This is a genomic window from Pseudorhodobacter sp. (assembly GCF_030452865.1).
GTDB lineage: Bacteria > Pseudomonadota > Alphaproteobacteria > Rhodobacterales > Rhodobacteraceae > Pseudorhodobacter.
Map to the genome: position 1 here is coordinate 1 of NZ_JAKDLJ010000171.1, position 7,345 is coordinate 7,345.

Consider the following 7,345-nt stretch of genomic DNA (forward strand, 5'->3'; position numbering starts at 1 on the left):
GTCTATGCGATGGTGGATCCGAAAACCTTTGGCGAACGGATGGTCGGCCTTAACCTGGTGCCGGAGCCGCTTTGGTGGCTTTTGGGCGCGGTAGTAGGCTTCTATTTCGGCGCACGCGAGGCTTATTATTTCCGCCGCAGCGGCCCAGTGGTGGCAACGCCAAACGTCGATCCCGCAGCATCGTCTGAACCCAACCCGGCGCTGGAGGATTGGCGCAGTTCCAACGGATAGGCAAAAGGCGAAGCGCCGTGAAGCATCGGCGCGGTGCCGATCAACACCCAAACCAAGCGCCGGGGCCATTGACCCGGCGCTTGCCCTCTGGCAGACCGATCCCGATCCAAAGGACGGGACCGATGAATCTTTTTTCCGATATTCGCGCGCTGGTGATCGGTGCGCTTGATGCGATGGTGGCCGCAGGCGATTTGCCTGCCGGGCTGGAACTGGCTGCCGTTGCGGTAGAACCGCCGCGCGATGCCAGCCATGGGGATATGGCGACCAATGCGGCGATGGTGCTGGCAAAGCCCGCAGGTAAATCGCCGCGCGTCATCGCCGACGTTTTGGCCAAACACCTGGCAGACGATCCACGCATCTTCGAAGTTGACGTTGCCGGGCCGGGTTTTCTCAATCTGCGTTTGCATCCGTGGGTTTGGCAGGGTTTGGTGAAATCTGCGCTGGAAACCGGTGCGGAATTTGGCCGCGCGACGATTGGCGCCGGCATCAAGGTGAATATCGAATTCGTCTCTGCCAACCCAACCGGGCCGATGCATGTCGGCCATGTCCGCGGTGCGGTGTTTGGCGATGCACTGGCGCGGTTGCTGGCCTTTGCAGGCTACGCTGTCACGCGGGAGTATTACATCAACGATGGCGGCGCGCAGGTCGATGTCCTGGCGCGGTCGGCATTTGAGCGTTACCGTGAGGCGAACGGGTTGGACCCTGCAATCCGCGAGGGTCTTTACCCCGGTGACTACCTGATCCCGGTGGGCGAGGCGATGAAGACGAAATGGGGCGCATCCCTGATCGACCAGCCGGAGGAGGTTTGGCTGGCGGAGGTGCGCGAATTCGCTACCGAGTTGATGATGGGCATGATCCGGGAAGATCTGGCGCTTCTGGGCGTTGAAATGGATGTGTATTCGTCAGAAAAAGCACTGTACGGCACCGGTCAGATCGAGGCGGCGATCAAGGCTCTGAAGGAAATGGGCCTGATCTATGAAGGTACGTTGGAGCCACCAAAAGGCAAGCTGCCCGAAGATTGGGAAGCGCGCGAACAAACCTTGTTCCGCTCTACCGCGCATGGTGATGATGTGGACCGTCCGGTAAAGAAATCGGATGGGGCATGGACCTATTTCGCGCCAGATATTGCTTATCATTACAACAAGGTACAGCGCGGATTTGATCAGTTGATCGACATATTTGGCGCAGATCATGGTGGCTATGTCAAGCGGATGAAGGCGGCTGTGTCGGCACTGTCGGGGGGCCGGGTGCCGCTTGATATCAAGCTGATCCAACTGGTGAAACTGTGGAGGAATGGTGAGCCGTTCAAGATGTCGAAGCGGGCAGGGACGTTCGTGACCCTGCGCGATGTGGTTGAGCAGGTCGGCGCGGATGTGACCCGTTTTGTGATGCTGACCCGCAAGAATGATGCGCCGCTGGATTTCGATTTCGCGAAAGTGATGGAGCAATCGAAAGACAACCCGGTGTTCTATGTGCAATACGCCAACGCGCGGATCAATTCGGTGATGCGCCGCGCCGCCGAGGCCGGGGTTACGGTTGATGATGCCAGTCTGTCGTTGGCCGACGTGTCGAAACTCGATCACGCCGCAGAGATCAACTTGGCGAAGAAAATCGCGGAATGGCCGCGCCTGGTAGAGATTGCTGCGCGCGGCAATGAACCGCATCGGGTGGCATTTTACCTTTATGAGCTCGCCTCGGAGCTGCATGGGCTGTGGAACCGCGCCAAGGACGAACCCAATTTGCGCTTTGTGCAGGACGATTCCGCAACAACCCAGTCGAAAATTGCGCTGGCACGGGCAACGGGCGTTGTGATTTCCGCAGGGCTTGCTATCTTGGGCGTTACACCGGTTGAGGAAATGCGCTGACCAAGGCGTCCATCTGGTGTGCAAACAGGCAAGACAGCGGCAGCGGGCAACCGTTTGACGCAGTGAGGCAGAGAGCATGGCAGACGTGGAATTCGAAACTTTCGATGACGGCAGCACTGTACCCGTTCGGGTGTCGGCGCGGGCCGGGCGCTTCTTGGGTATGGCGGGCGCGTTGACTTCCGTGGCACTGGTCGTGGGGCTTGGCTATTGGGGGTATCGGCTGGCTGTGCGCGACGTGACCGGGGTTCCGGTGGTGCGCGCCCTGGAAGGGCCGATGCGGGTCGCACCCGATGATCCGGGCGGCCAGATTACCGCAAATCAAGGGCTTTCGGTGAACTTGATCGCAGCGGACGGTGGGATTTCAGCGCCGGCGGATCGTCTGGTTCTGGCGCCGGCCCCGGTCGGCATTCTTGCCGATGATCAGGCGGGAACGGCGGTTGCGATGGTGGCCCCGGTGTCGGGGCGCGCCAGTGACAATCCCGGTCTCGGCATCGCAGAAATGCCGGAAATGCCGCAGGGGAATGCACCCATCATTGCCGCGAGCTTTGATGAAAACAGTGATATCAATGCATTGGCTGATGCGTTGAGCGAAGGTGCCGTGCCGCTGTCGGGCGATGTGGAGCAAAGTACAGATACCGGCCCGAAGCCGCATTTCATCTTCGCCAAAGGCGCTTTGATGGAATCGCCGCGCCCGCGCGCGCGCCCCGCCGGGAATGTGCAGATTGCCTCTGCTCCGGCGGAAGTACCTGAAATCAACGGGGAAACCCTTGCGCCAGGCACGCGTCTGGTCCAGCTTGGCGCCTATGACGGCGAAGATGTGGCGCGCAAGGAATGGGAGCGGCTCGCGGGCAGGTTCGGTGATCTGATGCATGGCAAGACCCGCATCGTGCAATCGGCGAAAAGCGGCGGCCGCACCTTCTATCGGTTGCGCGCGATGGGCTTTGCCGATGACATGGATTCACGCCGCTTCTGCGCGGCTCTGGTGGCCGAAAATGCTGCCTGCATCCCGGTTGTGGTGCGGTAACCATGCGGGCCGGTGCAACGATCCTTGGCTGTCTCGGCCCGGTTCTGGCGCCTGAGGAAGCCGCGTTTTTTCGTGACGCCGACCCTTGGGGCTTTATCCTTTTTGCCCGCAACGTGGAGAATCCGGCGCAATTGCGCAGTTTGACAGCGGATCTTCGGGCGTCGGTGGGCCGCAAAGCACCCATTTTCGTTGATCAGGAAGGCGGGCGGGTGCAACGGTTGCGCGCGCCACATTGGACCGAATGGTTGCCGCCTTTGGATATGGTCGGACTTGCGATGACGGGGGGCGGGTCGCTCTCACATGCCTGCCGCGCGATGGAATTGCGCTATCGGCTGATAGCGTCGGAACTGCTCGGCGTCGGCATTGATGGCAATTGCGCGCCCTGTCTCGATGTCGCCTCCGACCGCACGCATCCGTTTTTGCGCAACCGCTGTTTCTCCGACGATCCGGCGGAGGTTGCGGCTTTGGGGCGGGCGGCGGCGAATGGCCATCTGGCGGGGGGCGTCTTGCCCGTGGTCAAACACATGCCTGGTCATGGCCGCGCGGAGATGGACAGCCACAAGGATTTGCCCGTCGTCAATGCCAACAGCGAGATGCTTCAAACCCATGATTTCGCACCCTTTCGTGCGCTGAATGACCTGCCTTGCGCGATGACGGCGCATATCGTCTTTACCGACATTGATCCTGATCAGCCTGCCACCACCTCGCCCAAAATGGTCGATGTTGTCCGCCGGGATATCGGCTTTTCCGGGCTGTTGATGTCGGATGATCTGTCGATGAATGCCTTGTCGGGGGGCCTCGGTGCCCGCGCGGCGGCAACGATTGCGGCGGGCGTCGACATCGCGCTCCATTGCAATGGCAAGCCGGAGGAAATGGCCCCGGTCGTTGAGGCTGCGGGCAAGTTGACCGATGCTGCACTGCTGCGCTGCGATGCCGCACTCGCACTGCGGCATGTGCCGGAAACGGTTGACATCGCACAGCTTCGGTCCGAACTTCGGGCCTTGGTTGACGGGCGGGCGCATGGCTGACGAATGGGCGGAAACACCGGAACGGCTAAGCGTCGCGGACCGTCTGCTCGCCGAGGCGCTGATCGTCGATGTCGACGGTTTTGAAGGTCCGCTTGACCTGCTGCTGACGCTTTCGCGCACGCAAAAGGTGGACTTGCGCAAGATATCAGTGCTGCAACTGGCCGAGCAATATCTGGTTTTTGTCAGCAAGGCCGGGGCGTTGCGGATCGAACTTGCGGCGGATTATCTGGTGATGGCGGCATGGCTTGCCTATCTGAAATCCCGGTTGTTGCTGCCGCCTGATCCGACCGAAGACGGCCCCAGCGCCGAAGACCTCGCGGCGCATCTCGCCTATCAATTGGAACGTTTGCAAGCGATGCGGGAGGCGGCGGCGCAACTGATGGCGCGCGATCAGAAGGGCCGCGATTTCTTTGCGCGTGGCTTGCCGGAGGATGTGACCCGCCGCAAGAAGATCAGCTATTCCGCGACTTTGATGGACCTGATGCAGGCCTATGCCCGTATCCGCACCCGTGATGATTTCCGCCCCTTCGTGATGGATCGCAACAATGTCTTCACCATGGAGGAGGCGTTGGAGCGGCTGCGCGGATTGATGGGTTATGCCGGGCAATGGACCGATCTGACAAGCTGGCTGCCTGCGGGTTGGGAAACCACGCCGGAGCGTCGTCGTTCCGCCACCGCCGCCCATTTTGCAGCGATTCTGGAGCTGACCAAGGCCGGGCATCTGGAGGTCCGCCAAGGTGAAAACTTCGCGCCGATTCAGGTGCGAAAACGCGACGGGGGCCGTGGATGAACGATAATGACAGCCTTTTTGCCGCCCCGCCGCAGGCCGAACAGGAACGCATGGTCGAGGCCGTGCTGTTTGCCAGCGCCGACCCGTTGACACTCGCGGAACTGACCACACGCCTGCCGCATGGCTGTGACGCTGCCGAGGCGCTGGTGACACTACGCCGCCGATATTCAGGACGGGGCGTTCATGTTGTCAAGGTCGGTGATGCCTATGCCTTTCGTACCGCGCCCGATCTCGGCCATCTGATGCACAAGGAACAGGTGGAGGCGCGTAAGCTGTCACGCGCCGCCATCGAAACCCTTGCCATTGTCGCCTATCATCAGCCGGTCACGCGGGCGGAGATAGAGGAAATCCGTGGCGTTGCGGTGTCGCGCGGCACTGTGGACCAGTTGATTGAGCTGGAATGGGTCCGCTTCGGGCGTCGCCGCATGACACCGGGTCGCCCCGTGACCTTCGTGGTGACGGAGCAGTTTCTGGACCATTTCAGCCTCGAATCCGCGCGCGACCTGCCGGGATTGAAGGAGTTGCGTGCCGCAGGGCTGCTGGACAACCGCCCGAGTTTCGCGCCAACTTCGGCACAGGATGACGGTGAAGACGAAAGCCCGGAAGGGCAAAGCGAGTTATTCGAGGACTGATCGTGAAACAGATCATCAACATGGTTATCAACCAAATCATCCGTCGCTTGGTGAACACTGGCATCAACAAAGGTGTTTCGATGTTTGCGGGCAAAGGCAAGCCCGCGGCGGAACTGACCCCGGCGGAACGAAAACAAGCGGCATCCGCGCGGGATACGGTGAAACGCGCACGTCAAACAGCCAGAATCACCCGGCGTCTGGGGCGCTGACATCGCGGGTTACGGTGTCAGCCTTGCACCGAATATCTCGTCCTGCACGGCCAGAATCGCCGAGGGCAAGGCTGTGATCGGAAAGGTCGTGGTGCCGCGCGCGAAAGTGGCGGCATTTCCGACGCTCCATTCGACCGCGATGGTGTCGCCGGTTTGTTCCGGCACCGCGTCCATGGAAATCGTACCAAAAACCGCCTGAATTGCAGCAGAGACGAGCGCCACGCGGGCGGGGTCGGCTGGGGTGGATTTATCCTGTTCGGTTTCCAGATTCTCGCTGGTAAAAACATGGATTTGCCCGGCGTCAATCTCGATCATCTGGGCGGCTTTAGGCTCATCCGCGTCGCCTTCAGGCCAAAGCATTATATAGAGGTTCATGTCCGCCGGTTCCGCCAGTACGGGGAGCGCGGTCAGTAGCAGCAAGCATGCGGCGAGCAGTTGTTTCATACAGCGTCCTTTTGAAGAATGATGTCGGGGCGTCAGCCCGGCATCCGGAAATGTTTGGACAATTTAAGCCCCTGACCCTGATAATTCGACGCAATGCCGCTGCCATAAAGCTGCGCTGGCCGCTCTGCCATCCGTTCATAGACCAGTCGCCCGACGACCTGCCCATGCTCCAGCACGAAGGGCGCTTCATGGCAGCGCACTTCCAACACCCCACGGGAGCCTTTGCCGCCTGCCTCCGCCCAGCCGAAGCCGGGATCAAAAAAGCCGGCGTAATGCACACGGAATTCGCCGACCATGGCAAGATAGGGCGCCATTTCGGCAGCGTAATCGGGCGGGATGGTGACGGCTTCGCGGCTGACCAGAATGTAGAAAGCACCGGGATCGAGGATGATCTGGCCATTTCGGCTGCGCACATCCTCCCAGAAATCACGGGCGGGGTAGTGGCCGATCTTCTCAAGGTCGATCACCCCGGTATGGGGTTTGGCGCGAAAGCCGACCAGATCATCGTCGCCGGGGCGCAGATCAACCGAAAAGCCCAGACCTTCGGATATCACCGCCTTGCCGGAAACCAAAGGCTCGCCCCGGTGCAGCGCGGTAAGTTCGGCGTCATCCAGCACCGATTGCCCATCGCGAAAGCGGATCTGGTTCAGCCGCATTCCGGGCCGCACCAGCACCGAAAAGCTGCGCGGGCACACTTCGGCATAAAGCGGGCCGTCATATCCGGGCGCGATACGGTCAAACTCCACCCCGCCATCGGTGATGGTGCGGGTCAACAGGTCGAGCCGCCCGGTGGAAGATTTGGCATTGGCCACAGCGGTCAACCCTTGCGGCAGGGCCAAACGCTCCATCAACGGGATGACATAGACGCAACCTTTTTCCAGCACTGCCCCGCCGGACAGATCAACCCGGTGCATTTCAAATTCCGCCAGACGGTCGGCAACGCTGCGGCCATGTCCCGCCAGGAAAGAGGCGCGAACCCGGTAAGCCACGGTTCCCAAACGCAAATCGAGACTGGCGGGTTGAATTTGATCATCGCGCACGGCAGGATCAGCGGTGATCGCACCCCTGGCAATCAACGCCGTCAAGGCTTGTGAAGGCAAAACGCCGGCTCTTGTCATCGGT

9 protein-coding genes are annotated in these 7,345 nt (G+C 60.8%); 7 read left to right on the forward strand and 2 right to left on the reverse strand.

What is annotated here, in order from left to right; all coding sequences use genetic code 11:
• The 7 genes from L0H65_RS11050 to L0H65_RS11080 all read left to right on the forward strand — a co-directional run.
• Window positions 1–231, forward strand: a 231-nt coding sequence (locus tag L0H65_RS11050; RefSeq protein ID WP_301459012.1) for a 3TM-type holin, incomplete at its 5' end; no start/stop codon positions are given.
• A gap of 122 nt (window positions 232–353) precedes the next feature.
• On the forward strand, window positions 354–2,096 hold the full coding sequence (gene argS / locus L0H65_RS11055) for an arginine--tRNA ligase (protein WP_301459014.1): 1,743 nt from the start codon (window positions 354–356) through the stop codon (window positions 2,094–2,096).
• Window positions 2,097–2,172: 76 nt separating this feature from the next.
• Window positions 2,173–3,120: an SPOR domain-containing protein gene (locus L0H65_RS11060; RefSeq protein ID WP_301459015.1), complete on the forward strand. Its 948-nt coding sequence runs from the start codon at window positions 2,173–2,175 to the stop codon at window positions 3,118–3,120.
• Between the two features lie 2 nt (window positions 3,121–3,122).
• Window positions 3,123–4,148 (forward strand): beta-N-acetylhexosaminidase, encoded by a 1,026-nt coding sequence (gene nagZ / locus L0H65_RS11065; protein ID WP_301459017.1) that lies wholly within the window; start codon window positions 3,123–3,125, stop codon window positions 4,146–4,148.
• Window positions 4,141–4,938 (forward strand): ScpA family protein, encoded by a 798-nt coding sequence (locus L0H65_RS11070; RefSeq protein ID WP_301459019.1) that lies wholly within the window; start codon window positions 4,141–4,143, stop codon window positions 4,936–4,938. Before nagZ ends, L0H65_RS11070 begins: the two co-directional genes overlap by 8 nt.
• Window positions 4,935–5,570 carry an SMC-Scp complex subunit ScpB gene (scpB, locus tag L0H65_RS11075; protein WP_301459020.1) on the forward strand — a complete coding sequence of 212 codons (636 nt, stop codon included), beginning with the start codon at window positions 4,935–4,937 and terminating at the stop codon, window positions 5,568–5,570. Before L0H65_RS11070 ends, scpB begins: the two co-directional genes overlap by 4 nt.
• A gap of 2 nt (window positions 5,571–5,572) precedes the next feature.
• Entirely contained in the window at window positions 5,573–5,779 is a 207-nt protein-coding gene (locus tag L0H65_RS11080) for a hypothetical protein (RefSeq protein WP_301459022.1), read from the forward strand.
• A gap of 9 nt (window positions 5,780–5,788) precedes the next feature.
• Here the strand turns inward: L0H65_RS11080 and L0H65_RS11085 are convergent, their stop codons facing one another.
• Window positions 5,789–6,223, reverse strand: a complete 435-nt coding sequence (locus tag L0H65_RS11085) for a hypothetical protein (RefSeq protein ID WP_301459024.1) — start codon at window positions 6,221–6,223, stop codon at window positions 5,789–5,791.
• Between the two features lie 32 nt (window positions 6,224–6,255).
• Window positions 6,256–7,341: a 2'-deoxycytidine 5'-triphosphate deaminase gene (locus L0H65_RS11090; RefSeq protein ID WP_301459025.1), complete on the reverse strand. Its 1,086-nt coding sequence runs from the start codon at window positions 7,339–7,341 to the stop codon at window positions 6,256–6,258.
• Window positions 7,342–7,345: the final 4 nt, after the last annotated feature.

Coding starts and splice junctions, on each gene's coding strand:
- argS (WP_301459014.1), top strand. CDS start 354: ATGAATCTTTTTTCCGATATTCGCGCGCTGGTGATCGGTGCGCTTGAT.
- L0H65_RS11060 (WP_301459015.1), top strand. CDS start 2,173: ATGGCAGACGTGGAATTCGAAACTTTCGATGACGGCAGCACTGTACCC.
- nagZ (WP_301459017.1), top strand. CDS start 3,123: ATGCGGGCCGGTGCAACGATCCTTGGCTGTCTCGGCCCGGTTCTGGCG.
- L0H65_RS11070 (WP_301459019.1), top strand. CDS start 4,141: ATGGCTGACGAATGGGCGGAAACACCGGAACGGCTAAGCGTCGCGGAC.
- scpB (WP_301459020.1), top strand. CDS start 4,935: ATGAACGATAATGACAGCCTTTTTGCCGCCCCGCCGCAGGCCGAACAG.
- L0H65_RS11085 (WP_301459024.1), bottom strand. CDS start 6,223: ATGAAACAACTGCTCGCCGCATGCTTGCTGCTACTGACCGCGCTCCCC.
- L0H65_RS11090 (WP_301459025.1), bottom strand. CDS start 7,341: ATGACAAGAGCCGGCGTTTTGCCTTCACAAGCCTTGACGGCGTTGATT.